Here is a 24,598-nt window from a genome sequence, read left to right on the forward strand (position 1 = left end):
CAAGTCGCCGCGTTGGACTGCTGATGTTAACGCAGAGTGACTGTGGTTCGCTAAGCCGATCCGCTTTTTCATAAACGTCACACAACGGTCATCGTTTGGTCGTCGCATAGCCATGTCCGTCGATTAGTGTCGCCGCCAATGAGATCGATCTCAAGCGAGTGACCATGACTGACCTGAAAGAAGTTGCACAACGCGCAGGGGTATCGCGGGCCACAGCGGCACGCACCTTCGCGACACCTGACATGGTGCGCCCGGCCACCCGTGATCAGGTCTTCGCGGCGGCCAGCGAGCTGGGTTTTCGTCCCAACCGCCTGGGGCGTCAGTTGCGTCTGCAAACCACCAATCTGCTCGGCGTGGTGGTACCCAATCTGCTCAACCCGGTATTTGCCGAACAGTTTCAGGCCATGGAACGGGCAGCCCGTGCGCGGGGATACAACCTGCTGCTGGCGACCACTGACTACGCCAGCGAGCGTGAAAGCGAAGTGGTCGAAAATTGCTGCGCCAGAGGGTCGACGGCCTGGTGCTGACCGTGACCGATGCCGAGTGCAATCTCGTTCTGCAAAAGCTTGCCAGTGAAGACACACCTTTCGTCCTGGCTTATCACCAGACCGACAACCCCGATTACAGCGCCGTGTCTGTGGATAACCGTGCAGGCATGGCCCTGGCGACCCGTTATCTGCTGGATGCCGGTCATCGGCGTATCGGCATGGTGGCCGGCCCGGCCATGCAGTCCGACCGGGCACGCCTGCGTTATGCCGGGTATTGCGATGCCATGACCGAGCGGGGCCTCGATGTGCTGCCGGTCATTGAGATGCCTGATCACACCCGTGCCGACTTTTGCGCCTTGATGCCTTTCTTGAATGACCCGCATGCGCCGACAGCGCTGGTCTGCTCCAACGATCTGTTGGCCATCAGTCTGATTGCCGAGTTGCGCCGTAACGGCCTAGGTGTGCCCGAGCAATTCTCGGTGATCGGGTTCGATGGCATCGCCCTGGGCACCCAGATGCACCCGACCTTGTGCAGCGTTGTTCAACCGATTGCCGCTTTGGCACAGATCGTCATCGACCAGTTACTGGCCCGGATCTGTGGCGCGTCCCCTGTTTCCCATTGTCTGCCGTGCCATATCCGGCCCGGCGAAAGTACCCAGCCCCATGAGGAGATGCTTCATGCTCAGTCTCGGTAAAACCCTGGCGGCTTTGCTGCTCTGTGGTGCGGCAAGTCTGGTTCAGGCTGCTGAAACCGCCATTTGTTACAACTGCCCGCCTGAGTGGGCCGACTGGGGGACTCAGCTCAAGGCGATTGCCGACAAAACGGGCGTGCAGGTCCCGCTGGACAACAAGAACTCCGGTCAGGCACTGGCACAGATTGTCGCCGAGCAGGCTGCGCCTGTGGCCGACGTGGTGTATTACGGCGTGACCTTCGGCCTGCAGGCGCAGAAGGCCGGTGTAGTCGATACCTATAAACCCAGGCACTGGGACGATATTCCGGCAGGCCTGAAAGACCCGGCCGGTCACTGGTTCGCGATTCATTCCGGCACGCTTGGTATCATGGTCAACGTCGATGCTCTGGGCGGTCTGCCTGTTCCTCAGAGCTGGTCGGATCTGCTCAAGCCCGAGTACAAGGGCATGGTCGGTTATCTCGATCCGTCCAGTGCGTTTGTCGGTTATGTCTCGGCAGTGGCCATCAACCGGGCCATGGGGGGCTCGCTGGATGACTTCACGCCAGCCATCGACTACTTCCAGAAACTGGCGAAGAACTCACCGATCGTGCCCAAGCAGACCGCCTATGCGCGGGTGCTGTCCGGCGAGCTGCCGATCCTGATCGACTATGACTTCAATGCCTACCGCGCCCGTTACAAGGACAAGGCCAACGTCGCGTTCGTGATTCCTCGGGAAGGCACCATCGGCGTGCCCTATGTCATGAGCATGATCAACAAGGCTCCGCATCGCGCCAATGCCGAGAAGGTGCTGGATTTTGTGCTGTCCGATGAAGGGCAGGCGCTCTGGGCCAAGGCGTATCTGCGTCCTGTGCGTTCGAAAATCCCGGCCGAGGTGGCCGCTCAGTTCCTGCCGGACAGCGATTACGCCCGTGCCGGTGTTGTGGATTACGAGCAAATGGCCGCAGTGCAGGAAGCGTTCGCAGCCCGCTATCTGCGTGAGGTGAAGTAATGACCGCCTCGCTGGAGCATGCGAGCACTGTGCGGCCGGGCAGATTCCCGAGGTTCAGCCTGCGCCCGAGCGCTGCCGTGGCACTTGCCCCGGCAATGGCGGTGCTGCTGGCCTTCTGGCTGTTGCCGCTTGCGCACCTGATCATTTTGGGCGGGCAAAATCCCGAGGGCGTCGGCAGCGGGTATTGGCAGATACTGAGCAGCGCCCAGTATCTGGGCAGTCTGGCGCAGACCTGTCTGTTGGCTGTGGTAGTCACGCTTGCCGCTTTGCTGGTAGGTGGTATCAGCGGTGTGTTTCTTGCCCGACAGCGCTTTTTCGGCCGCTCGGCACTGGTGGCCTTGCTGACCTTTCCATTGGCTTTTCCCGGAGTGGTGGTGGGGTTTCTGGTGATCCTGCTGGCCGGACGCCAGGGGATCTTTGCCGCGCTCGGGCTTGAGCTGGCGGGGGAGCGCTGGATCTTCGCCTATTCGCTCACCGGCCTGTTCATTGGTTATCTGTACTTCTCGATCCCGCGGGTGATCCTCACGGTGATGGCGGCCTGCGAAAGTCTGGACCGTAGCCCGGAAGAGGCCGCGCACTCTCTGGGAGCCGGTCACTGGCGGGTGGTCTGCGATGTCATCGTTCCGGGCCTGACCCCGGCGCTGGTGTCCTGTGGAGCGATCTGTTTCGCCACGTCGATGGGGGCCTTCGGGACTGCCTTCACGCTCGGGACCCGGCTGAACGTCACGCCGGTCGCGATCTACAACGTCTTCACCAACTACGCCAACTTCACCGTGGCCGCTGCGCTGTCGGTCATTCTCGGTGCTGTGACCTGGGCTGTGTTGCTGCTGGCTCGTCGCCTGGTCAAGACGTCAGGAGTTGCGCTGTGAAACGTTCCAGACTGTTTGTCGTGCAACTGCTTTTTACCCTGTTGGTGTGTGCCTTCATGCTGGTTCCGGTGGTGTTGTCGCTACTGGCCGGTCTGACACGTAATTATTTCCAGGGCTTGTCCAGCGGCCTGACTTTCGATTGGTTGCTGCAAGTCTGGCAGGCCTATTCACCGACGGTCTGGTTGTCGCTGCAACTGGCTGTGGCCTGTGCCTTGTGCGTGTGCCTGATCGGTGTGCCAGCGGCCTATGCGCTGGTGCGAATGAATAACCGGTTCAGCCGCGCTTTCGAGGAACTGATGGTCTTGCCCGTTGCCATGCCCGGACTGGCCAGCGCTCTGGCATTGTTACTGACCTATGGCCAGTTCGGCAGCTTCCGAGGGAGCTGGCTGTTCATTCTGGTGGGCCACGTTTTATTCACTCTGCCGTTTCTGGTTCGGCCGGTGATGGCGGTGATGCAGCGTCAGCAACTGCCGATTCTCGAAGAGGCGGCGGCCAGCCTGGGGGCCGGGCCGCTCAAGCGTTTTTTCAGTGTGGTGGTCCCCAATTGCCGGGCCGGGATTCTCGCGGGTGTGCTGATGGTCGTGACCTTGTCCCTGGGTGAGTTCAACCTGACCTGGATGCTCCACACCCCCATGACCAAGACCTTGCCTGTCGGTCTGGCCGACAGCTATGCCTCGGCGCGTCTGGAAGTCGCCAGCGCCTACACCCTTCTGTTTCTGTTGCTGATCGTGCCGTTGCTCATTGCGCTGCAGGCCATCAGTGCCCGTCTTGCCCGTGGAGAAAGCCGATGAGCGGAACAACCATACGCCTGCAAGGTTGCCGCAAGGCATTTCCTGATGGCACGGTCGCTGTACATGATCTGAACCTCACTATCGAGCCTGGCGAAACCCTGGCGATTCTCGGGCCTTCCGGCTGCGGCAAGACCACCACCTTGCGGTTGATCGCCGGGCTTGAGCGACCGGATACCGGGCAAGTGCTGTTCGACAATCAGGATGTCACGCGCTTGCCTATCGAACGGCGCGATGTGGGCATGGTGTTCCAGAACTATGCGCTGTTTCCCAACCTCGATGTGGCCGGCAATATCGTTTATGGCCTGAAGATTCGCGGCATGTCGCCCGCCGAGCGCAACAAGCGTTGCGACGAACTGCTGGAGCTGGTGGGGCTGCACGATCATGGCAAGCGCAGCATTCACGAACTGTCCGGCGGACAACGCCAGCGTGTGGCATTGGCCCGTGCTCTGGCACCTCGCCCCCGCGTGCTGCTGCTCGATGAACCACTGGCTGCGCTGGATGCCCAGTTGCGTGAGCGTTTGCGCAGCGAACTCGATCAACTGCTGCGAGGGCTGGGAATCACCTCCGTGTTTGTCACTCACGATCAGGGCGAAGCTATGGCCCTGGGAGATCGCATTCTGGTCATGGAAAAAGGCCGGGTCGTACAACTGGCTACCCCGCGGGAAATCTATCGGCAGCCTGCCAATGCCTTCGTGGCCGGTTTTGTCGGCAATCTCAACGCTTTCAGCGTGCTTGGGCGTACGTCGCTTGGCCTGAAAGTCAATGGCGGTGAGCTGCCCTGGAGTGCCGATCAGGCCCCGAGCATCGTTTATTGCCGCCCGGAGCACCTGCGCGTGATGTCCGCTGGCGGGCATCTGCAAGGCCGGTTGGCAGGGCAGTTTTTCCAGGGGGCGCAAAGCCGTCTGCTGGTGGATGTGGGAGGTCCCCAACCGTTACTGGTGGACAGTTCCGACCCGATCATTCATGCCGCTGGGGCCCCGATTGCCTTGAGCGTCGAGCCAAAGGCGCTGTTTGCCCTGTCGTCGTAATACTGTTTCAGCCGAGAGAACATTGTGAATCGTCCTTTTCTTATTGCTCAAATCAGCGACCTGCACCTCAAGGCCGGTGGGCGCCTGACCTATGGTGTCGTCGATACGCTGGGCGCGCTGCGTCGAGCGGTCGAACATATCAATGCCAGCCAACCCCGCCCCGATATTGTGGTCGTCAGTGGTGATCTGGTGGATTTTGGCCGCGCCGACGAATACGCCGTGCTCAAGCCCGAGCTGGAGCGTCTGCATATGCCGTTCTATCTGGTGCCTGGCAACCATGACGATCGTGAGCATCTGCTGGCGGCTTTTGCCGACCACCTGTATCTGCCCTTGTCCGCAGATGCGCCACTGGACTGGGTGGTCGAACAGTATCCGGTACGTTTGATCGGCATGGATTCCACTATCGTGGGCGAACATGGCGGGCGGCTGGATTATGGGCAGATCGACTGGTTGCACAGGCAACTCTCGCGTCGACCCGATGTGCCGACGATTCTGATCCTGCACCATCCGCCTTTTATCAGCGGTATCGGCCATATGGACCAGCAGCCTTTTGGCAATGCGGCCGCGCTGGAAGAGATGATTGCGTTGCATCCGCAAGTTGAGCGGGTGCTCTGCGGACATCTGCACCGGCCTATGCAGCGCCGGTTTGGCGGCAGTATGGTGTGCGTTTGCCCCGGTACTTCACACCAGATCGTGCTCGATCTTGCAGAGAGTGCCCCGGCGCATTTCAACCTGGAGCCTGCCGGCTACCTGCTGCATCGCTGGCATCCGCAAGACGGTCTGATGACCCATAACGCGGTGTTCGGCGATTATGACGGGCCGTACCCGTTTTATGATGCCAATGGGTTGATCGATTGATCGACAGGGGATGTGGAGGCGGACTCACTGGCTGTCGCCGGCAAGCCGCCTCCCACGGCTGATATGTATCAGGCGCCGATGATGCCGCCATCTTCCCGGGTAATCACCATCACCGAAGAGCGGGGCTTGCCGTTGGGCAGGTGCTCGGGGAAGGTGGAGCCGCCGTTTTCGCCGGGGTGTTGAATGCCGACAAACAGGGTCTTGTAGTCCGGCGCGAAGCTGATGCCGGTGACTTCGCAACCGATCGGTCCGACCATAAAGCGACGGATCTCGCCGCTGTCGGGGTCGGCGCAGAGCATCTGGTTATTGCCCATGCCGGCGAAGTCGCCCTTGTTACTGGAGTCGCCGTCGGTCTGTATCCACAGGCGACCGGCTTCGTCGAAGCTCAGGCCGTCCGGGCTGTTGAACATGTTCCCGGCATTGACGTTGCTCGACCCGCCTTGCGGCGTACCGGCATGCACCACCGGGTTGCCCGCGACCACGAACAGATCCCACTCGAACTCCATGGCCGAGGCATTATCGCCGGCTTCTTTCCAGCGCAGGATCTGCCCGTACTGGTTCTTGGCCCTCGGGTTCGGGCCGCCAACCGGCTGGCCGTCATCGCCGCGCTTGGCGTTGTTGGTGAGGGTGCAATAGACCTGGCCGTCTTTCGGGCTGACCACGATCCATTCCGGGCGGTCCATGCGTGTGGCTTTCACCACGCTGGCGGCCAGACGTGCATGAATCAGCACTTCGGCCTGATTGTTGAAACCGGCTGCGGCATCCAGACCGTTCTTGCCATGGGTCAACTCGATCCACTGGCCCTTGCCTTTCGGGCGGTCCGGGTTGTTGTCGCCACCATCGAACTGCGCCACATACAGTGTGCCGTGGTCCAGCAGAGTGCGGTTGGCCTTGGGGTCCTGGTGATCGATCTTGTCGCGGCTGATGAATTTGTAGATGAACTCGCCACGTTCGTCGTCGCCCATGTACACCACGACACGACCGCCCTTGGTTTCGGCCAGTGCGGCGTTTTCATGCTTGAAGCGGCCCAGCGCGGTGCGTTTGACCGGTGTGGATTTCGGATCGAACGGATCGATCTCGACCACCCAGCCATGACGGTTGACCTCGTTGGGGTTTTTGGCGACGTCGAAGCGCGGGTCGTGCTGGTGCCAGTTGATGTCCTTGCTGGCAGCCACGACGCCGTAGCGCTTGAGGCCTGCATCGAATTTCTGTTCCGGGTTGCTGCTGCCGAAACAGTCGGTGAAGTTTTCTTCGCAGGTCAGGTAAGTGCCCCACGGCGTCTTGCCATTGGCGCAGTTCTGGAATGTGCCCAGGGCATGTCGGCCCGTCTTGTCGGCATCGGTCTTGAGCCATTCATGACCGGCAGCCGGGCCGCTCAGGTCGATAGGCGTGTTGCCATGAATACGGCGGTTGTACCTGGAGTCCTGCACGAACTGCCACTGGCCGTTCCTGTTCTGGACTTCGATGACCGATACGCCTTCGGCAGCCAATGCCTTCTGTACTTCTTCGGCCGATTGCGGCTCCTTGCCGTGATCGAAGAGGTAGCGGTAGTTGGTGTATTCGTTGTTGATCGCCATCAGTGCCCGATCCTTGTGACCGGGCATCGGGAACAGGCTCATGCCGTCGTTGTTGTCACCGAACTGTACTTCCTGCGCTTTGGCAGTACCTTTGCCGCTCGGGTCGAAGGCCGGACCGCCTGCCTGCAAGGGCTGGCCCCAACTGATGAGAACCGAGGATTTGTAGCCCGGCGGCAGGCTGATGGTGTCGGCGGTCGAGACCGGGATGCTTTCAAAGCCCAGCAGTTTGCTCGATGCGGCGCTGACGCTGCTGGCCAGTGCGCTGCGAGTCAGCAGGTTGCCGCCCAGAAACATCGCTGCACCGCACAGGGCGCCTGCGCTGATGAATCCACGGCGAGTGAGGCCGACCATCTTTTCGAGGTCGGTGGATTGATTTTCTTCTAATAGTTTCATCATCACGGCTCCCACAGAGGTGGCAGCCACGATAATTGCCGTATATGACGAAATTGTGTCGCAGGAATGACGACACAGCCGCTTACAAAGGCGTGCCCAGCAAGACCTGTGACGGGGCGAAACGCACCTGTACCCGACTGCCTGTTTCCAGCCCATGGGCCCGAAGCTGCCCGGAGGGCGTCAAGGCGCACAGCGTCTGGCCTCCGGGCAGATTGATGCGCACTTCGCAGGGGCCGTCCTCGGCTTCGAGAATGCTGTCGATCAGCCCGAACAGGCAATTGTTTCCATTTGTTTCTCGGTGCTCGGGAGGGTACAGCTCAAGCCAGCCCGCCTTGATAAGGGCTACGACATCGGTATCGATCTGCAGATCCAGACGCTGGGTGCTGTCATGGGTGATCTGCGCTTCGATGAATACCTCGTCGGCCATTCGCAGACGAATATGGTCGTTGTGCCCATGCCGCGTAATGCTCACGATGCGGCCAAGCAACTGGTTGCGAGCGCTGGTGCGCAGGGTCAGGCGGCTGAGCAGATCAAGGTCTGTGCTTTCTTCGGTCGCTTCCAGCACCTGGGCCTGAAGTGCCTGCAATCGCTGATAGAGACGCAGCACACGCTCACCTTCGGCAGACAGTTTTGCACCGCCCCCACCACGCCCGCCGACACTGCGCTCGACCAGAGGTTTTTGCGCCAGATTGTTCAGTTCATCGATGGCATCCCAGGTCGCCTTGTAACTCAGGCCCGCGCTCTTGGCGGCCCGTGTGATCGAGCCTTGTTCGGCGATGTGTTGCAGCAACTCGATGCGCTGTGGGCGGCGGACCATGTGTTGCGTCAGCAGAGTCGGTAAGGGCATGGCGACTGGGTGTGTGGCTGATGGGAAGGGGGAGTGTAAGGCAAGTCGGGGTCCAGAAGCGGATCAGTCCTCCGGCCTGGGCGTTCTGGCCAGGCAATAGACATCCACCCGCCGCGCCCCGCTCCTGAGCAACGTGCGGGCAATCACATCGGCTGTGGAGCCGGTGGTCAGTACATCATCGACCAGGGCCAGATGCCTGCCTTGCACCCAGGCTGCATCGACCACCTTGAAGGCACCGTTCAGATTGTGTTTGCGGCTTTTCGCATCCAGGTCTTGCTGGGCCGCTGTCTCGCGAACCCTCAGTAACTGGCGATCGTCCACGGGCAGATTCAGGGTTTTGCCCAGCCAGGCGGCCAGCATGCCTGCCTGGTTGTAGCCGCGCTGGCGCAGACGCCGGGTGGCCAGAGGAACCGGCAACAGACAATCGGGCCGAGTCAGGCCCTCGTCGAAGCGGTGTTGCAGAAATTGCCCGGCCAGCTCCGCCAGCAAGCGGCCCATGGGCCATTGGCTCTGGTGTTTGAAGCGCGTGATCAGGCTGTCCACCGGAAAGTCGTACAGCCAGGGCGCGATGACCTCCGTGAAGGCTGGAGGCCGTTTGAGGCATTGGCCGCAACTCAGTCCATGGGCCGGAAGCGGCAGGGCGCATTGCAGACAGTGATCGCCAAGCCAGGGCAATTCGGTTTCACAAGCCACGCAAACGGGAAGAGGACCATCGCTGTGTTCATCGCACAATAAACAGGTTTGTTTGTTTTTTAACCAGATGTAAACCTCGTGTTTGCAATCGGGTTGACAGGGCATGGCTCTTCCTTAAATATGCCGAACATCCGTGTAGCGCTTGTGGGCTTTCCTCGCCTTGGCGCACTGCCCTGAATAAAACCAAGGAGCCGCCCGATGAGCGCCAGCACCACCGCCACTCTGCGTCACGACTGGACTTTAGCCGAGGTCAAGGCGCTGTTTTTACAGCCATTCAATGACCTGCTGTTTCAGGCGCAGACCGTGCACCGCGCTCACTTCGACGCCAACCGCGTTCAGGTTTCCACCCTGCTATCGATCAAGACCGGCGCCTGCCCCGAAGACTGCAAGTACTGTCCGCAATCCGGTCATTACAACACCGGTCTCGAAAAGGAAAAGCTGCTGGAAGTGCAGAAGGTTCTGGAAGAGGCCGCTCGGGCCAAGGCCATCGGTTCGACCCGGTTCTGCATGGGCGCTGCCTGGAAGCATCCATCGGCAAAGGACATGCCTTATGTGCTGGAAATGGTCAAAGGCGTCAAAGCCATGGGCCTGGAAACCTGCATGACCCTGGGGCGTCTGGATCAGGATCAGACCGAGGCGCTGGCCCAGGCCGGTCTGGATTACTACAACCACAACCTGGACACCTCGCCGGAGTTCTACGGCAACATCATCACCACCCGCACCTACAGCGAACGCCTGCAAACGCTGGCGTATGTGCGCGATGCCGGGATGAAGATCTGTTCGGGCGGGATTCTGGGCATGGGCGAATCTCTGGATGACCGCGCCGGGCTGCTGATCCAGTTGGCCAACCTGCCAGAGCACCCGGAATCGGTGCCGATCAACATGCTGGTGAAGGTCGCGGGTACGCCGCTGGAGAATGCCGAAGAAGTCGATCCGTTCGACTTTATCCGCATGCTGGCCGTAGCCCGGATTCTGATGCCGCAGTCCCATGTTCGTCTGTCGGCCGGTCGCGAGGCGATGAACGAGCAGATGCAGGCTCTGGCGTTCTTCGCCGGTGCCAACTCGATCTTCTACGGCGAGAAGCTGCTGACCACCGCCAACCCGCAGGCCGACAAGGACATGCTGTTGTTCTCGCGCCTGGGTATCAAGCCCGAAGCCCGCGAAGAGCATGCCGATGAAGTGCATCAGGCGGCCATCGAGCAGGCGCTGGTCGAGCAGAAGAGCAGTGCCATGTTCTACGACGCAGCGTCTGCCTGATCCTCGTGACCGGGCCGTTTGCGAGCGGCCCGGTTTGAATCCTCTTTTCGAAGACCGGGGCTTGCATGTCTTTCGATCTCCGCACGCGCCTTGAGGCTCGTCGCGCCGAACACCTCTACCGCCAGCGCCCGCTGCTGCAAAGCCCGCAAGGTCCGCAGGTAACGGTCGATGGCCAAGCGTTCGTAGCTTTCTGCAACAACGATTACCTGGGCCTGGCCAATCATCCCGAGGTGATCGCCGCCTGGCAGGCGGGGGCTGCGCGCTGGGGCGTGGGTGGTGGAGCATCGCATCTGGTGATCGGCCACAGCGGCCCGCATCACGAACTGGAAGAAGCCCTGGCCGAACTGACCGGCCGCCCGCGAGCGCTGCTGTTTTCCAATGGCTACATGGCCAACCTCGGTGCCGTCACGGCGCTGGTGGGGCAGGGCGATACGGTGCTGGAAGACCGCCTCAATCATGCGTCATTGCTGGATGCCGGCCTGCTCAGCGGTGCGCGCTTTTCCCGTTATCTGCACAACGACGTGGCCAGCCTCCGTGCCCGGCTGGAAAAAGCCGTCGGCGATACGCTGGTGGTGACCGATGGCGTTTTCAGCATGGATGGCGATATCGCCGACCTGCCCGCGCTGGCGCAGGCCGCGAAAGCCAGAGGCGCCTGGCTGATGGTGGACGACGCCCATGGCTTCGGACCGCTGGGGGCCAACGGGGCCGGTATCGTTGAGCATTTCGGGCTGGGCATCGAAGAGGTGCCGGTGCTGGTCGGCACGCTGGGCAAGTCGTTCGGCACGTCGGGTGCCTTTGTGGCGGGTAGCGAGGAACTGATCGAAACCCTGATCCAGTTCGCCCGGCCCTACATCTATACAACCAGCCAGCCGCCCGCGCTGGCCTGCGCCACCCTCAAGAGCCTGGAGCTGCTGCGTACCGAACACTGGCGTCGCGAGCATCTGGGGCGCTTGATCCAGCAGTTTCGCCGTGGCGCCGAGCAGCTCGGTCTGCAACTGATGGACAGCTTCACGCCGATCCAGCCGATCGTTATTGGCGATTCCGACCGTGCCTTGCGTCTCTCGCAGATGCTGCGCGAGCGGGGCTTGCTGGTCACGGCGATTCGTCCACCGACCGTGCCTGCTGGCAGCGCCCGTTTGCGGGTGACGCTGTCTGCCGCGCACAGTGCCGAGCAAGTGCAGCTATTGTTGAATGCACTGGAGCAGTGTTACCCGCTGCTGGGCGCAAGTGAATCGATGGAGTCCGAGCATGCGTGATCGTTTGATCCTGCTACCCGGTTGGGGCCTTGGTGTCTCGCCACTTGAACCTCTGGCGGCCGCGTTGCGCGGGCTGGACGAGCATCTGCGGGTCGAGATCGAGCCTTTGCCGGATATCGACAGCTGCGACGTTCAGGAATGGCTCGACGAACTGGACGCCAACATCCCGAGCGGTGTCTGGCTGGGCGGCTGGTCGCTGGGCGGCATGCTGGCTGCTGAACTGGCGGCGCGACGCGGCGACGATTGCTGCGGACTGCTGACGCTGGCCAGCAATGCCAGTTTCGTGACCCGTGGTGCGTGGCCCAATGCGATGGCGGAGGGCGAATTTTCGGCTTTTCTGGCCGGTTGCTCTGCGGATTCCGATGCCACCTTGAAACGCTTCAGTCTGCTATGTACCCAGGGCGCTGAAGACCCGCGCGGCCTGTCACGGCTGCTCAAGGCCGGTGCGCCCCAGACGTCGACCCATACGCTGGTCGATGGCCTGAAAGTCCTGGGGCAACTCGATACCCGCAGTGCCCTGCAGACTTATCGTGGTCCGCAATTGCATCTGTTCGCGGGGCACGATGCGTTCGTGCCGGCCGAGGCTGCGGGCGATCTGCTGGCCTTGTTGCCGGATATTGAAGTTGGTCTGATTGAACAGGCCAGCCATGCCTTCATCCTGGAAAACCCCCACGGAGTGGCTGCGGCGATCCAGGCTTTCTTGCATGAGTCGGGCGATGACTGATCTTTCCCATGTCAAATTACCGGGCAGCCTGCCTGACAAGCGTCAGGTGGCCGAATCGTTTTCCCGTGCTGCCGGCAGCTACGACAGCGTGGCCGATTTGCAGCGGGCTGTCGGTCATGAACTGTTCGCTCGCCTGCCTGAAACGCTGAACCCCTCGCGCTGGCTGGATCTGGGATGCGGCACGGGTTATTTCAGCCGCGTGCTGGGGCAGGCTTTCCCGCAAGGCGAAGGCGTTGCACTGGATATCGCCCAAGGCATGTTGCGTCATGCTCGCCCACTGGGCGGTGCACGTTATTTCGTGGCAGGCGATGCCGAGCGCATGCCGTTGCAGGCGCACAGTTGTGAACTGGTTTTCTCCAGTCTCGCGGTGCAATGGTGTGCAGACTTTGCTGCCGTGCTCGCTGAAGCCAGTCGCGTCCTGCAGCCCGGCGGTGTCTTTGCGTTTTCCAGTCTGTGTGTCGGCACACTTCAGGAATTGCGGGAAAGCTGGCAGAGCGTCGATGGTCTGGTACACGTCAATCGCTTCCGCGAGCGGGATGACTATCGGCAGTTGTGTGCTGCCAGTGGTTTGCGGGTGCGCAGTCTTGAGGTTCGGCCCCATGTGTTGTATTACCCGGATGTGCGCAGCCTGACCCATGAGCTCAAGGCCCTGGGTGCACACAATCTCAATCCCGGACGTCCCGGCGGTCTGACGGGGAGGGCGCGGATTCGCGGTCTGGTCGAGGCTTACGAAAGGTTCCGTCAGGCACCAGGGTTGCCCGCGACTTATCAAGTGGTCTACGGGGTACTGGAAAAAAACTGATGGGCTTGCGAGACAAGGGAAGGATGCCGAGATGAGTGTTGCGTATTTCATCACTGGAACCGATACGGATGCGGGGAAGACCACTGTCGCCGCGGGTCTGTTGCATGCTGCCCGACTTTCCGGACTGAGTACGGCGGCAGGCAAGCCTGTCGCTTCCGGCAGTGCCATCACTCCCCAAGGGCTGCGCAATGCCGATGCCCTGGCCTTGCAGGCCGAGTGTTCGCTGGAGCTTGGCTACGACGACATCAACCCGTTTACCTTCGAGCCCGCCATCGCGCCGCATCTGGCGGCGCGGGAAGCCGGTGTGTCGCTGACGGTCAATGCCCTGCAGCAGCCCATGCGTCGCTTGCTGGAGCGAAACGCCGATTTCACTTTGATTGAGGGAGCGGGTGGCTGGCGTGTTCCGCTGGCGGATCAGAGCAATCTTTCCGACCTGGCCATGGGCCTGGGGTTGCCGGTCATTCTGGTGGTAGGTGTGCGCCTGGGCTGTATCAATCATGCGCTGCTGACTGCCGAAGCCATCGCTCAGGACGGGCTGCAACTGGCGGGCTGGGTTGCCAACATCGTCGATCCCAAGACCTCGCGGCTGGAAGAAAACCTTGCGACCCTGTCCGAGCGTCTGCCAGCGCCTTGCATCGGGCGTGTACCGCGTCTCAAGAAAGCGAGTGCAGAAGCCGTTGCGGAACACCTGCATCTGGAACTGCTCGACTGATTTTGAAACACATTCACTATGTCGCTGATACACAAGGCGCTTTTGCCCGGCTCAAGGCATAACCTATTATCCGGCTATGTGCCATTAGTCTTTTTGTCGAGTATTCCGCTGCATTTACTGGTTCAATAGCACCTGTTCGCTATTTGAACTGAGGACCGGCTTATGCAAATCACCATGAACAATACTCTCTATCCAGGCCTGAGCGCGATTCAGGTTGGGCAGGAGCGTGTCGATCAGGCGGCCACCCAGATCGCCAGCACCAATATCGAAATTTCCGGCAGAAGCCAGTCTTCTGATTTCCAGCTCGAGAACCTGCGCTCGGTCGACCGCAGTCAGCGTTCCGATCTGCCTGCCAACATCGTTGAGCTGGCGGTTGGCAAAGAACAGATCCAGGCGGGTCTGGCCGCACAGAAAGCCAGCGATGAAGCGCTGGGTACACTGATCGACACTTACGCCTGATCTCCCCGCGCCGTGCCTTCCGTGCACGGCGTCATTTTCTGAATTTCCCCTTATCAGCAGCCTGTATCGCCTGCTCAACCTCTTTTCCCTCACCTAGACTCACAGTATCGTTTTCTCGGCGCTGTATGCCTTTGCGTGCGCGGTCTGTACTGCATCGATGACAAACGGTGTGTGAAGCGCTATTGACAAGATTTAGGCGTAAACGTATGTTTCAAACACCTGTTTGACCGTAAGGCATACGAGATTGTCTGGTGCCTGGGAGTATGCTCCCGGCGACCGCCCGGTCATTCGTTCCAGGATTCATCAGCAGAGGTTTATCGCTATGCCTGAATACAAGGCCCCCTTGCGTGATATTCGTTTCGTTCGTGATGAGCTGCTCGGTTATGAGGCGCACTATCAGAGTCTGCCGGCTTGCCAGGACGCAACGCCAGACATGGTCGATGCCATTCTTGAGGAAGGTGCCAAGTTCTGCGAACAGGTACTGGCTCCCCTGAATCGGGTCGGCGATACCGAAGGCTGTACCTGGAGCGAGTCGGGCGTGAAGACGCCGACCGGCTTCAAACAGGCATACAAGCAATTCGTCGAAGGCGGCTGGCCGAGCCTGGCCCATGACGTCGATCACGGCGGTCAGGGTCTGCCCGAGTCTCTGGGTCTGGCCGTCAGCGAGATGGTTGGCGAGGCCAACTGGTCCTGGGGCATGTACCCGGGCCTGTCTCATGGCGCGATGAACACCATTTCCGAGCACGGTACGCCTGAGCAGCAAGAGGCTTACATGACCAAACTGGTGTCCGGCGAATGGACCGGCACCATGTGCCTGACCGAACCTCACTGCGGTACTGACCTTGGCATGCTGCGCACCAAGGCCGAGCCTCAGGCCGATGGTTCCTACAAGGTCACCGGCACCAAGATTTTCATTTCCGCTGGCGAACATGACATGGCCGACAACATCGTCCATATCGTGCTGGCGCGTCTGCCGGATGCTCCGGCGGGCACCAAGGGTATTTCGCTGTTCATCGTGCCCAAGTTCCTGCCTGCTGCCGACGGCAGCATCGGTGAGCGCAACGCCGTGACCTGTGGTTCCATCGAACACAAGATGGGCATCCACGGCAACGCCACGTGCGTGATGAACTTCGACTCGGCCAAAGGCTTCCTGATCGGTCCGCCGAACAAGGGCCTGAACTGCATGTTCACCTTCATGAACACGGCTCGTCTGGGGACTGCGTTGCAAGGTCTGGCGCACGCCGAAGTCGCGTTCCAGGGTGGCCTGAAATACGCTCGCGACCGTCTGCAGATGCGCTCGCTGACCGGCCCGAAAGCGCCCGACAAGGCCGCTGACCCGATCATCGTTCACCCTGACGTGCGCCGCATGCTGCTGACCATGAAGGCATTCGCCGAAGGTACGCGGGCCATGGTGTACTTCACCGCCAAGCAGGTCGATATCGTCAAGTACAGCGAAGACGAAGACCAGAAGAAAGCCGCCGACGCACTGCTGGCGTTCATGACGCCGATTGCCAAGGCTTTCATGACCGAAGTGGGCTTCGAGGCTGCCAACCATGGCGTGCAGATCTATGGTGGCCACGGTTTCATCGCCGAGTGGGGCATGGAGCAGAACGTCCGCGACAGCCGTATCTCGATGCTGTACGAAGGCACCACCGGTATCCAGGCGCTGGACCTGCTGGGCCGCAAGGTTCTGATGACCCAGGGCGAAGCGCTCAAGGGCTTCACCAAGATCGTGCACAAGTTCTGCCAGGCCAACGAAGGCAACGAAAGCGTCCAGGAATTCGTGACGCCGCTGGCTGCTCTGAACAAGGAGTGGGGCGAGCTGACCATGAAAGTGGGCATGGCTGCCATGAAGGATCGTGAAGAAGTCGGTGCCGCTTCGGTGGATTACCTTATGTACTCCGGCTATGCCTGCCTGGCTTACTTCTGGGCCGACATGGCGCGTCTGGCGGCCGAGAAGCTGGCAGCCGGTACGTCCGAGCAGGCCTTCTACACCGCCAAGCTGCAGACTGCGCGTTTCTACTTCCAGCGCATCCTGCCGCGTACCCGTACTCATGTTGCCGCCATCCTTTCCGGTGCGGGCAACCTGATGGACATGAAAGAGGAAGACTTCGGCCTGGCTTACTGATAAATCCGGTCGTTGTTCAAAGCCGTCTGGCCCTTCGGGTCAGGCGGCTTTTTCGTAGGTTGATGAAAAAGCTTGAAAAAGCGCTTTCTTTGCTCAAGCAATCAATAAACCTTTTCGATCTCCTGCCGTTACAGAAAAGTAGCCAGCTATCAATCCTGCTGTATGCATTGTTCGCTGGAGAAGGGCACAATGCCATCACTCCAGATATTCACTCCGATGCCGAGTAGGAGATATCCCCCTTGTTGCGTCCATCTGCTGCACGATTGAGTCATTTTCTCCCTTCTGCAGCATTGTTATTTGCAGGGCTGGCGGCTGCCTACGTCAAAGACCTGAACGTCTTCTTCACCTCCCTGTTCAACGTGCTGCCGACGTTGGTGCTGTTGCTGGGCGGTGCGTATTGCGGTGTGTATCGGCGTCAGCGCGAGCTGTTTCTGATGATCACCGTCTATATCGCCTACTTTCTGCTCGATACCCAGACCGATTATTACCGCGATCATGGCAAGGTTCGCGAAGATGCGGCCGTGGTGTTCCATCTTGTCTGCCTGCTGTTGCCGTTGCTGTTCGGGCTGTATGCAGCCTGGGAAGAGCGCACCCATCTGTTTCAGGATCTGGTGGCGCGGGTTGCCGTGCTGATTGCCGTGGGCAGCGTTGCGTTCGGGCTTGAGCAAAGCTATCCCGAAGCCGTGCAGACCTGGCTGGCGGATATTCGCTGGCCGGCATTGCATGGCTCGTGGATGAGCCTGATTCAGCTGTCGTATGCGATGTTCCTGGGCTCGTTCGGCCTGTTGATCTGGCAATACCTGGAAAAGCCACGGCCTTTGCATGCGGCGCAGATCGTTGGCTTGCTGGGACTTTTCTGGGCGCTGCCCAAAACCTTCATCCTGCCGTTCACCCTGAATATCATGTGCAGCCAGGTGATGCTGATGATTGCCGCAGCCGTCGCCCATGAGGCCTATCAGATGGCGTTCCGCGACGAACTCACCGGGCTGCCGGGACGTCGGGCGCTCAATGAGCGCATGCAGCGCCTCGGGCGCAATTACGTGCTGGCCATGAGCGATGTCGATCACTTCAAGAAATTCAATGACACGCACGGTCATGATGTGGGCGATCAGGTGCTGCGTCTGGTGGCCAGCAAACTGTCGAGAATCACCAATGGTGGCGGCAAGGCCTATCGCTATGGCGGTGAAGAGTTCGCCATTGTCTTCGCGGGCAAGACCCTGGAAGAGTGCCTGCCGCATCTGGAGGCCATTCGCGAGAGCATCGCCAATTACGAAATCCTGCTGCGCAACAAGGACAGCCGCCCCAAGGACGATCAGCAAGGTCGGCAGAAGCGCGGAGCGACTGTTTCCAACAGTGTTTCGGTAACGGTCAGTATCGGCGTTGCCGAGCGTCAGCCGGAGCACCGCACTCCCGAGGAAGTTCTCAAATGTGCCGACCAGGCGCTGTACGCCGCCAAGGGGGCCGGACGTAACTGCGTCATATCCCACGGTCAGCACAACAAGCGCGGAGCGGTACGTACCGCTGACGCCGTAAGCTGAGCTGGACGGACAGACAATGAGCGGCGCAGGCTGTCGGATGCGTCGTGTCATTTCGTCTGTCAGATGTGTTTGTGACTTTTAATTTGTTTATAGTCACGCCATGACCCTATGTCTCTGAATCGTTGTTCGGTTAGACTCTTGTTCATTGCCACCTGATTCCAGGCATGCAGCATGTCCGGATCTTCTTTCAGGTTTTTTCTTGCTCCCTGCTTGTGAGGTTTGCCATGGCTGACTACAAAGCGCCGTTGCGCGATATGCGTTTCGTCCTCAATGAAGTGTTCGAGGTTTCCAGACTCTGGGCTCAGTTGCCCGCGCTTGCTGAAACAGTCGACGCCGAGACGGTCGATGCGATCCTCGAAGAGGCCAGCAAGGTCTGCAGTAAAACCATCGCCCCGCTCAGCCGTAACGGCGACGAAGAGGGTTGCCACTGGAACGATACCGTTGTCACCACTCCGGCAGGTTTCCCCGAGGCCTATCGGACCTACGCCGAAGGCGGCTGGGTCGGCGTTGGCGGTAACCCGGATTTCGGTGGCATGGGCATGCCCAAGGTGGTGTCGGCCCAGGTCGAGGAAATGCTCAACTCCGGCAGCCTGGCGTTCGGGCTGTATCCGATGCTGACCACCGGTGCCTGCGTCTCGATCAATACTCACGCGAGCGAAGAACTCAAGGCGATCTACCTGCCGAACATGTACTCAGGTATCTGGTGCGGCTCGATGTGCCTGACCGAAGCCCATGCCGGTACCGACCTTGGCATCATCCGCACCAAGGCCGTGCCTCAGGCAGACAATTCCTACAAGATCACCGGCAGCAAGGTGTTTATCACCGGTGGCGAGCACGACCTGACCGAGAACATCATCCATCTGGTACTGGCCAAACTGCCGGATGCACCTGCAGGACCCAAAGGCATTTCGCTGTTCCTGGTGCCCAAGTTCATGGTCAACGAGGACGGCAGCCTGGGCGAGCGCAACACCGTCAGTTGCGGCTCCATCGAGCACAAGATGGGTATCCAGGCTTCGGCTACCTGTGTGATGAACTTCGACGATGCCGTCGGTTATCTGATCGGCGAGCCCAACAAGGGCCTGGCGGCCATGTTCACCATGATGAACTACGAGCGCCTGGGGGTCGGTATCCAGGGTCTGGCTTCCGGCGTGCGCTCCTATCAGAACGCCGTGGAATATGCCCGCGACCGCCTGCAAAGCCGTGCGCCGACCGGTGCGCAGAACAAGGACAAGGTGGCGGACCCGATCATCGTTCACCCTGACGTGCGTCGCATGCTGCTGACGATGAAAGCCTTCAATGAAGCTGGCCGGGCCTTCTCCAGCTATGTGGCCCTGCAACTGGATATCGCCAAGTTCAGCGAAGACGAGGCGGCTCGTCAGCGTGCCGATGATCTGGTCGCACTGCTCACGCCGGTCGCCAAGGCCTTTCTGACCGATATCGGCCTGGAAACCACGGTTCACGGTCAGCAAGTGTTCGGCGGCCATGGTTACATCCGCGAATGGGGCCAGGAGCAACTGGTACGCGATGTGCGCATCACCCAGATCTACGAAGGCACCAACGGTATCCAGGCGCTGGATCTGGTGGGCCGCAAGATTGTCGGATCGAACGGTGCGTTCTATCAGTTGTTCGCCGACGAAGTGCAGGCGTTCATCAGCGAATCCGACAGCTCACTGGCCGAGTTCACCAAGCCTCTGGGGGCCGCGCTGAACATGCTCAATGAACTCACTCGCTGGGTCATGGACCGTGCGCGCTCCAACCCCAACGAAATCGGCGCAGCTTCGGTGGAGTATCTGCACCTGTTCGGCTACACCGCCTATGCCTACATGTGGGCGAAGATGGCCAAGGCGGCGCTGGGCAAGGAAGGGCAGGAAGAGTTCTATGCCAGCAAGCTGGGTACTGCGCGTTTCTACTTCGCCCGTTTGCTGCCGCGTATCCATTCCCTCGATGCCAGTGTGCGGGCGGGTAGCGAATCCTTGTTCCTGATGGAGGCTTCACAATTTTGAAGTCATGATCTGTAAGCATTTGCTTACATGACGTGTTGGCTTTTTGCCTCTTCCCTAAAAATGGATCCAAAGTTACTCTAAATCCATGGACGTAGCGCAGGATGCGCAATAAGACATAACAGGGACACGAAGGGATACCTGCCAGGACGGCGGGACGAAAGGGATATCAGGGAAACAGTCTGGAAAACCCCGCTTAGGCGGGGTTTTCTTTGTGCCCGCGATTTAATAATGGCTGTGTGCCAGACCGCGTGGAACCCTTGTTGATGCCCAGGGTCGATTAGCTACCAGGCCTGCAAAAGGTCATCCAATAGGAGCTTGCCCATGGACATCATTCGTATCATCTTCGCTATTCTGCTGCCTCCACTGGGCGTTTTCCTGCAAGTCGGCTTCGCGGGGGCCTTCTGGCTGAATATCCTGCTGACGCTGCTGGGCTATATTCCGGGCATCGTGCATGCGGTATACATCATCGCCAGCCGTAAGTGATTTCTGTCCTTAGCGAATGAATTCGCTCCCATAGCGGACTCATTCGCGAACCACATCCCGATAAAACCGCCATTCAGCCTCCAGTGCATCCGCCAGGTTCTCTGCCTTGCGAAAACCATGGCGTTCGTCGGGATAGAAATACGCCTGAGCCGGGATGCCGTTGTCCTGCAAGGCCTTGAGCATGGCGCGTGTCTGCTCCGGGACTACCACGGCATCCAGCTCTCCCTGAAAGAAAATCACCGGCACGCTGATGTTCTGCGCATGCAGCACGGGCGTTCTTGCCTGATAGCGTTCGATATCCTCCACCGGATCGCCAATCAGCCAGTCCAGATAGTCCCCTTCAAACTTGTGAGTCGCCTTGCCCAGGGCTATGGGATCGCTGACGCCATAGAGACTCGCTCCGGCGCGGAATACCTTGTGGAAGGCCAGGGCGCAGAGTGTCGTATAGCCGCCTGAACTTCCTCCACGGATGAACGCCCGGTCCTTGTCGATCAGGCCTTGCTGTGCCAGATGCTCCACGACCGCACAGGCATCTTCCACATCCGCGACACCCCAGTTCAAGTGAAGGCTTTGTCGATAGGCACGGCCATAGCCCGTGCTGCCCCGATAGTTGAGATCGGCGACGGCGAAACCGCGCTGGGTCCAGTATTGAATGCGCGGGTCCAGCACCGGATAGCAGGCCGAAGTGGGACCTCCATGGATGAATACGACCAGCGGCGGTTTTTCGGTGCCGTCCATGGCCGGATAGAAATAACCATGCGCCTCGGCACCGCCACTGGCGTAACACAGCGACTGCGGACGGCTGATGCGCTCGGGCGGCAAGGGGGCCACACCTCCTGCCAATATTTGCGTAGTGCGGTCCTTGCGGGAAATGGCCAGCACGGCAGAAGGGCTGACCGCCGATGCCGCGATGCAATAGATGAACTGCTCATCAATGGCCAGGCTGCGGAACCGGGTGTAATCGCCGCTGAATGCTTCTACCGAGCCATCTACATGACGCAAACCCAATACGCCAAAGCCGTCTTGCGACCAACTGGCCAGGTAGCCGCTGTCTACCGGCAACCAGGTGCAACCGCCCAGTTGCCATGGCGCTGGCGAGTGGTCGGCAGCAACGGCAGGGAAAGGCGCGAAACCTGAAGGGGTTTCACCCCAAGGCTGCCAGAAACCATCGCGGTCCGTCAGGCAGCACAGTCTTCCTTCTGCATCGAAGCGCGGTTGTTGCAGTGATTCCTGCTCCGGGCCACTGCCCGCCACGCAGCGTGCCGACGACCAGCCACCATTGCTCAGCCGTTCGGCACACATCAACTGTGTGCAGGTCCAGGGTTGGTGCGGGCGTTGCCATTCAATCCAGGCCAGCCGCTGTCTGTCCGGGCTGAGGATGGGAGATGAATAGAAGTCCGCGCCTTCGGCCAGCAGATGACGCTGGCCGTCAGTCAGATCAATCGCCACCAGCCGATGAATGTCGTGTTCTTCCTCTACTGCCAGAATCTGCCCGTCAGCGAAATGCACCGCCCCATAGCGCCGCTCGCCATGGGTCAACTGCACGGGCGTGCTGCTGTGCAACGCTTGCCGATAGAGCTGTTGGTCGCGTTCATTGACGAAGACCACGGCCTCGTCGGCAATGCAGAAGGCTCCGCCGCCGTACTCGTACACCCGGCTGCGCACGCTGAAACCCTCGGGCGTCAGACAACGGACTTGGCCTGCAGACCAGTGCCAGATCCGGCTGGCCGCATCCTGTGGACGAAACTCGCTCCAGAACAGGCCTGCCGGACTGGCCGCCAGCTCGGCGAAGTCGACGCCGGCTGCTACGGCCTGGGCGGCGCTGAACAGTTCAGGACTTGGCGATGAGGCGTGAGTTTCGTTCATTGCGAAAGGCCAGTTCTTCGATGGTTTGGGTCGCTGTTTCAGCGTCTTCACGGGCCTGGGTAATCATGCCGTGATGCGGGGATTTACTGCACACCGGATCGGCATTGGCGGCATCGCCGGTCAGCATGAAGGCTTGGCAGCGGCAGCCGCCGAAATCCTTTTCCTTCTCGTCACAGGAGCGACAAGGCTCTGGCATCCACTCGTAACCCCGGAAACGATTGAAACCGAACGAGTCGTACCAGATGTGCTGCATGCTGTGGTCGCGCACGTTGGGAAACTCGACCGGCAATTGCCGCGCGCCATGGCAGGGCAGTGCGGTGCCGTCCGGGGTCACGGTCAGGAACAGGTTGCCCCAGCCGTTCATGCAGGCCTTGGGACGTTCTTCGTAGTAGTCCGGCGTGACGAAGATCAGCTTGCAGGGGTGCTTTTCGGCCGCCAGTTTTTCCCGGTACTGGTTGGTGACGGCTTCTGCACGCACCAGTTGCTCTTTGGTCGGCAGCAGCCCCACACGGTTCAGGTGCGCCCAGCCATAGAACTGACAGGTTGCCAGCTCCACGAAGTCCGCTTCCAGCGCCAGGCACAGCTCGATGATCCGGTCGATGCGGTCGATGTTATGCTGATGGGTGACGAAGTTCAGCACCATCGGATAGCCGTGCCTTTTCACGGCACGCGCCATTTCCAGTTTCTGGGCGAAGGCTTTTTTCGAACCGGCGAGCATGTTGTTCACCTGCTCGTCGCTGGCCTGGAAGCTGATCTGGATATGGTCCAGACCCGCTTTCTTGAAATCGATGATCTTCTGTTCGGTCAGGCCGATCCCTGAGGTGATCAGGTTGGTGTAGTAACCCAGGCGTCTGGCTTCGGCGATCAGCACGGCCAGATCCTGACGCACCAGCGGTTCGCCGCCGGAGAAGCCGATCTGGGCCGCGCCCATCTGGCGTGCCTGCTGCATCACCGTGAACCACTGCTCGGTGCTCAACTCCTGGCCTTGTCGGGCAAAGTCCAGCGGGTTCGAGCAATACGGGCATTGCAGCGGGCAACGATAGGTCAACTCCGCCAGCAGCCACAGCGGCAGCCCGACAGGTGGCGTTGGCGGAATGAGTACGTTCTGTCCTGTCTCAGCCAAGGTCGATCCAACTCTTTTCCTGGGCGACACTCATGAAGTCTTCGACATCGGTGCCCAGTTCGGGAATGTTCGGAAAGCGCTCCTGCAGCGATGCGATGATCTGCGCCACATTGCGTTGCCCGTCTATCAGAGCGCCAATCAGTCCGGCACTTTCATTCAACTGGATCATGCCTTCGGGATAGAGCAGCACATAACGCTTCTGAGCATCTTCGTACTGGAAGCGATAACCCTGACGCCAGGTGGGGACTAACTGTCGATCGAATCTCATAGGCTGATTCCCTTGTGCCATACGTTCTTGTTGGTGACGCTGTGGTAAGGCGGGCGGTGCAACTCGTACGCCATGCTCATGGCGTCCAGCATGCTCCACAAAATGTCGAGTTTGAACTGCAGAATTTCCAGCATCCGTTGCTGGCCTTCATGGGTAGTGTAGTAATCCAGTGTAATCGCCAATCCATGTTCCACATCGCGACGAGCCTGGCCAAGACGAGTGCGGAAGTACTCATAGCCTTGCGGGTCGATCCACGGATAATGCTGGGGCCAGGTGTCCAGGCGCGACTGGTGGATCTGCGGTGCGAAGAGTTCGGTCAGCGAGCTGCTGGCCGCTTCCTGCCAATTGGCACGGCGGGCGAAATTCACATAGGCATCCACCGCGAAGCGAACGCCCGGCAGTACCAGCTCCTGGGAGCGCAACTGGTCCGGGTCCAGCCCGACGGCCTGCCCCAGACGCAGCCAGGCTTCGATACCGCCATCTTCACCGGGGGCGCCATCGTGATCCAGCAGGCGCTGAATCCACTCGCGGCGGATCTCGCGGTCCGGGCAGTTGGCCAGAATGGCGGCATCCTTGAGCGGGATATTCACCTGATAGTAGAAGCGGTTGGCGACCCAGCCCTGAATCTGTTCGCGAGTCGCCCGGCCTTCATACATCGCCACATGGAACGGATGATGGATATGGTAATAGGCGCCCTTGGCGCGCAGTGCCTGTTCAAATTCGGCGCGGGACAGCGCAGCTTCGCTCATCTTGGC

General features: G+C 60.1%; 23 protein-coding genes and 1 pseudogene. 17 read left to right on the forward strand and 7 right to left on the reverse strand.

Translation table 11 applies throughout. From position 1 onward, the window contains the following. Positions 1 to 164 precede the first annotated feature (164 nt). The 6 genes and pseudogenes from JSY17_RS23070 to JSY17_RS23095 all read left to right on the forward strand — a co-directional run bounded on the left by JSY17_RS23070 (position 165) and on the right by JSY17_RS23095 (position 5,714). A pseudogene (locus JSY17_RS23070) lies at positions 165 to 1,183 on the forward strand (substrate-binding domain-containing protein). Further along, positions 1,167 to 2,168, forward strand: coding sequence for an ABC transporter substrate-binding protein (locus tag JSY17_RS23075; RefSeq protein ID WP_117184432.1), 1,002 nt, complete (start codon positions 1,167 to 1,169; stop codon positions 2,166 to 2,168). Before JSY17_RS23070 ends, JSY17_RS23075 begins: the two are co-directional and overlap by 17 nt. Then, a complete protein-coding gene (locus JSY17_RS23080) occupies positions 2,168 to 3,037 on the forward strand; it encodes an ABC transporter permease (protein WP_206403098.1) in 870 nt (289 codons plus the stop codon). The genes JSY17_RS23075 and JSY17_RS23080 overlap by 1 nt, the downstream gene beginning before the upstream one ends. Next, positions 3,034 to 3,828, forward strand: coding sequence for an ABC transporter permease (locus JSY17_RS23085; RefSeq protein WP_117165467.1), 795 nt, complete (start codon positions 3,034 to 3,036; stop codon positions 3,826 to 3,828). The genes JSY17_RS23080 and JSY17_RS23085 overlap by 4 nt, the downstream gene beginning before the upstream one ends. Then, positions 3,825 to 4,856: an ABC transporter ATP-binding protein gene (locus JSY17_RS23090; RefSeq protein WP_206403099.1), complete on the forward strand. Its 1,032-nt coding sequence runs from the start codon at positions 3,825 to 3,827 to the stop codon at positions 4,854 to 4,856. The genes JSY17_RS23085 and JSY17_RS23090 overlap by 4 nt, the downstream gene beginning before the upstream one ends. Positions 4,857 to 4,880: 24 nt before the next feature. Continuing rightward, positions 4,881 to 5,714 (forward strand): phosphodiesterase, encoded by an 834-nt coding sequence (locus JSY17_RS23095; protein WP_117165469.1) that lies wholly within the window; start codon positions 4,881 to 4,883, stop codon positions 5,712 to 5,714. Between the two features lie 68 nt (positions 5,715 to 5,782). On the opposite strand, the gene JSY17_RS23100 is transcribed toward JSY17_RS23095, so the two are convergent. From JSY17_RS23100 to JSY17_RS23110, 3 genes are all read right to left on the reverse strand, one after another. Further along, the gene (locus tag JSY17_RS23100) at positions 5,783 to 7,684 is read right to left on the reverse strand and encodes a PhoX family protein (RefSeq protein ID WP_206403115.1); all 1,902 of its coding nucleotides are present in this window, start codon (positions 7,682 to 7,684) and stop codon (positions 5,783 to 5,785) included. A gap of 82 nt (positions 7,685 to 7,766) precedes the next feature. Next, the gene (locus tag JSY17_RS23105) at positions 7,767 to 8,531 is read right to left on the reverse strand and encodes a TOBE domain-containing protein (protein ID WP_206403100.1); all 765 of its coding nucleotides are present in this window, start codon (positions 8,529 to 8,531) and stop codon (positions 7,767 to 7,769) included. A 63-nt stretch (positions 8,532 to 8,594) separates the two neighbouring features. Continuing rightward, positions 8,595 to 9,329 carry a ComF family protein gene (locus JSY17_RS23110; RefSeq protein ID WP_206403101.1) on the reverse strand — a complete coding sequence of 245 codons (735 nt, stop codon included), beginning with the start codon at positions 9,327 to 9,329 and terminating at the stop codon, positions 8,595 to 8,597. A gap of 93 nt (positions 9,330 to 9,422) precedes the next feature. On the opposite strand from JSY17_RS23110, the gene bioB reads away from it, so the two are divergent. From bioB to JSY17_RS23165, 11 genes are all read left to right on the forward strand, one after another. Further along, entirely contained in the window at positions 9,423 to 10,481 is a 1,059-nt protein-coding gene (bioB, locus tag JSY17_RS23115; protein WP_117184437.1) for a biotin synthase BioB, read from the forward strand. Positions 10,482 to 10,546: 65 nt separating this feature from the next. Then, on the forward strand, positions 10,547 to 11,737 hold the full coding sequence (bioF, locus tag JSY17_RS23120) for an 8-amino-7-oxononanoate synthase (RefSeq protein WP_206403102.1): 1,191 nt from the start codon (positions 10,547 to 10,549) through the stop codon (positions 11,735 to 11,737). Continuing rightward, positions 11,730 to 12,461 carry an alpha/beta fold hydrolase gene (locus tag JSY17_RS23125; protein ID WP_200978620.1) on the forward strand — a complete coding sequence of 244 codons (732 nt, stop codon included), beginning with the start codon at positions 11,730 to 11,732 and terminating at the stop codon, positions 12,459 to 12,461. Before bioF ends, JSY17_RS23125 begins: the two co-directional genes overlap by 8 nt. Next, positions 12,454 to 13,263, forward strand: coding sequence for a malonyl-ACP O-methyltransferase BioC (gene bioC / locus JSY17_RS23130; protein ID WP_117183395.1), 810 nt, complete (start codon positions 12,454 to 12,456; stop codon positions 13,261 to 13,263). The genes JSY17_RS23125 and bioC overlap by 8 nt, the downstream gene beginning before the upstream one ends. Before the next feature lie 31 nt (positions 13,264 to 13,294). Further along, positions 13,295 to 13,975, forward strand: a complete 681-nt coding sequence (gene bioD, locus JSY17_RS23135) for a dethiobiotin synthase (protein ID WP_122369679.1) — start codon at positions 13,295 to 13,297, stop codon at positions 13,973 to 13,975. A 162-nt stretch (positions 13,976 to 14,137) separates the two neighbouring features. Beyond that, positions 14,138 to 14,434, forward strand: coding sequence for a pyrroloquinoline quinone biosynthesis protein PqqE (locus JSY17_RS23140; protein WP_206403103.1), 297 nt, complete (start codon positions 14,138 to 14,140; stop codon positions 14,432 to 14,434). A 322-nt stretch (positions 14,435 to 14,756) separates the two neighbouring features. Further along, complete coding sequence (locus JSY17_RS23145) at positions 14,757 to 16,562, forward strand: phenylacyl-CoA dehydrogenase (RefSeq protein ID WP_117165478.1); 1,806 nt, start codon at positions 14,757 to 14,759, stop codon at positions 16,560 to 16,562. A 62-nt stretch (positions 16,563 to 16,624) separates the two neighbouring features. Beyond that, positions 16,625 to 16,789, forward strand: coding sequence for a hypothetical protein (locus JSY17_RS23150; RefSeq protein WP_183133891.1), 165 nt, complete (start codon positions 16,625 to 16,627; stop codon positions 16,787 to 16,789). A gap of 12 nt (positions 16,790 to 16,801) precedes the next feature. Further along, entirely contained in the window at positions 16,802 to 18,100 is a 1,299-nt protein-coding gene (locus JSY17_RS23155; protein ID WP_117183393.1) for a GGDEF domain-containing protein, read from the forward strand. Between the two features lie 224 nt (positions 18,101 to 18,324). Next, positions 18,325 to 20,103 carry an acyl-CoA dehydrogenase C-terminal domain-containing protein gene (locus JSY17_RS23160; protein ID WP_117185416.1) on the forward strand — a complete coding sequence of 593 codons (1,779 nt, stop codon included), beginning with the start codon at positions 18,325 to 18,327 and terminating at the stop codon, positions 20,101 to 20,103. A gap of 321 nt (positions 20,104 to 20,424) precedes the next feature. Beyond that, positions 20,425 to 20,586, forward strand: coding sequence for a YqaE/Pmp3 family membrane protein (locus tag JSY17_RS23165; RefSeq protein ID WP_038400070.1), 162 nt, complete (start codon positions 20,425 to 20,427; stop codon positions 20,584 to 20,586). Positions 20,587 to 20,625: 39 nt separating this feature from the next. Here JSY17_RS23165 and JSY17_RS23170 read toward each other — a convergent pair whose 3' ends face one another. From JSY17_RS23170 to pqqC, 4 genes are read right to left on the reverse strand one after another with little or no spacing between them, the layout of a single operon-like run. Next, entirely contained in the window at positions 20,626 to 22,452 is a 1,827-nt protein-coding gene (locus tag JSY17_RS23170; RefSeq protein ID WP_200978619.1) for a S9 family peptidase, read from the reverse strand. Continuing rightward, positions 22,418 to 23,575, reverse strand: coding sequence for a pyrroloquinoline quinone biosynthesis protein PqqE (gene pqqE / locus JSY17_RS23175; protein ID WP_232849610.1), 1,158 nt, complete (start codon positions 23,573 to 23,575; stop codon positions 22,418 to 22,420). Before pqqE ends, JSY17_RS23170 begins: the two co-directional genes overlap by 35 nt. Beyond that, positions 23,568 to 23,843, reverse strand: coding sequence for a pyrroloquinoline quinone biosynthesis peptide chaperone PqqD (pqqD, locus tag JSY17_RS23180; RefSeq protein WP_117165483.1), 276 nt, complete (start codon positions 23,841 to 23,843; stop codon positions 23,568 to 23,570). Before pqqD ends, pqqE begins: the two co-directional genes overlap by 8 nt. Next, positions 23,840 to 24,592: a pyrroloquinoline-quinone synthase PqqC gene (gene pqqC / locus JSY17_RS23185; protein WP_117185357.1), complete on the reverse strand. Its 753-nt coding sequence runs from the start codon at positions 24,590 to 24,592 to the stop codon at positions 23,840 to 23,842. Before pqqC ends, pqqD begins: the two co-directional genes overlap by 4 nt. Positions 24,593 to 24,598 lie beyond the last annotated feature (6 nt).

It is taken from the genome of Pseudomonas capsici (genome assembly GCF_017165765.1).
GTDB lineage: Bacteria > Pseudomonadota > Gammaproteobacteria > Pseudomonadales > Pseudomonadaceae > Aquipseudomonas > Aquipseudomonas capsici.

Coding starts and splice junctions, on each gene's coding strand:
- JSY17_RS23075 (WP_117184432.1), top strand. CDS start 1,167: ATGCTCAGTCTCGGTAAAACCCTGGCGGCTTTGCTGCTCTGTGGTGCG.
- JSY17_RS23080 (WP_206403098.1), top strand. CDS start 2,168: ATGACCGCCTCGCTGGAGCATGCGAGCACTGTGCGGCCGGGCAGATTC.
- JSY17_RS23090 (WP_206403099.1), top strand. CDS start 3,825: ATGAGCGGAACAACCATACGCCTGCAAGGTTGCCGCAAGGCATTTCCT.
- JSY17_RS23100 (WP_206403115.1), bottom strand. CDS start 7,684: ATGAAACTATTAGAAGAAAATCAATCCACCGACCTCGAAAAGATGGTC.
- JSY17_RS23105 (WP_206403100.1), bottom strand. CDS start 8,531: ATGCCCTTACCGACTCTGCTGACGCAACACATGGTCCGCCGCCCACAG.
- JSY17_RS23110 (WP_206403101.1), bottom strand. CDS start 9,329: ATGCCCTGTCAACCCGATTGCAAACACGAGGTTTACATCTGGTTAAAA.
- bioB (WP_117184437.1), top strand. CDS start 9,423: ATGAGCGCCAGCACCACCGCCACTCTGCGTCACGACTGGACTTTAGCC.
- bioF (WP_206403102.1), top strand. CDS start 10,547: ATGTCTTTCGATCTCCGCACGCGCCTTGAGGCTCGTCGCGCCGAACAC.
- JSY17_RS23125 (WP_200978620.1), top strand. CDS start 11,730: ATGCGTGATCGTTTGATCCTGCTACCCGGTTGGGGCCTTGGTGTCTCG.
- bioC (WP_117183395.1), top strand. CDS start 12,454: ATGACTGATCTTTCCCATGTCAAATTACCGGGCAGCCTGCCTGACAAG.
- bioD (WP_122369679.1), top strand. CDS start 13,295: ATGAGTGTTGCGTATTTCATCACTGGAACCGATACGGATGCGGGGAAG.
- JSY17_RS23140 (WP_206403103.1), top strand. CDS start 14,138: ATGCAAATCACCATGAACAATACTCTCTATCCAGGCCTGAGCGCGATT.
- JSY17_RS23145 (WP_117165478.1), top strand. CDS start 14,757: ATGCCTGAATACAAGGCCCCCTTGCGTGATATTCGTTTCGTTCGTGAT.
- JSY17_RS23150 (WP_183133891.1), top strand. CDS start 16,625: ATGAAAAAGCTTGAAAAAGCGCTTTCTTTGCTCAAGCAATCAATAAAC.
- JSY17_RS23160 (WP_117185416.1), top strand. CDS start 18,325: ATGGCTGACTACAAAGCGCCGTTGCGCGATATGCGTTTCGTCCTCAAT.
- JSY17_RS23165 (WP_038400070.1), top strand. CDS start 20,425: ATGGACATCATTCGTATCATCTTCGCTATTCTGCTGCCTCCACTGGGC.
- JSY17_RS23170 (WP_200978619.1), bottom strand. CDS start 22,452: ATGAACGAAACTCACGCCTCATCGCCAAGTCCTGAACTGTTCAGCGCC.
- pqqD (WP_117165483.1), bottom strand. CDS start 23,843: ATGAGATTCGATCGACAGTTAGTCCCCACCTGGCGTCAGGGTTATCGC.
- pqqC (WP_117185357.1), bottom strand. CDS start 24,592: ATGAGCGAAGCTGCGCTGTCCCGCGCCGAATTTGAACAGGCACTGCGC.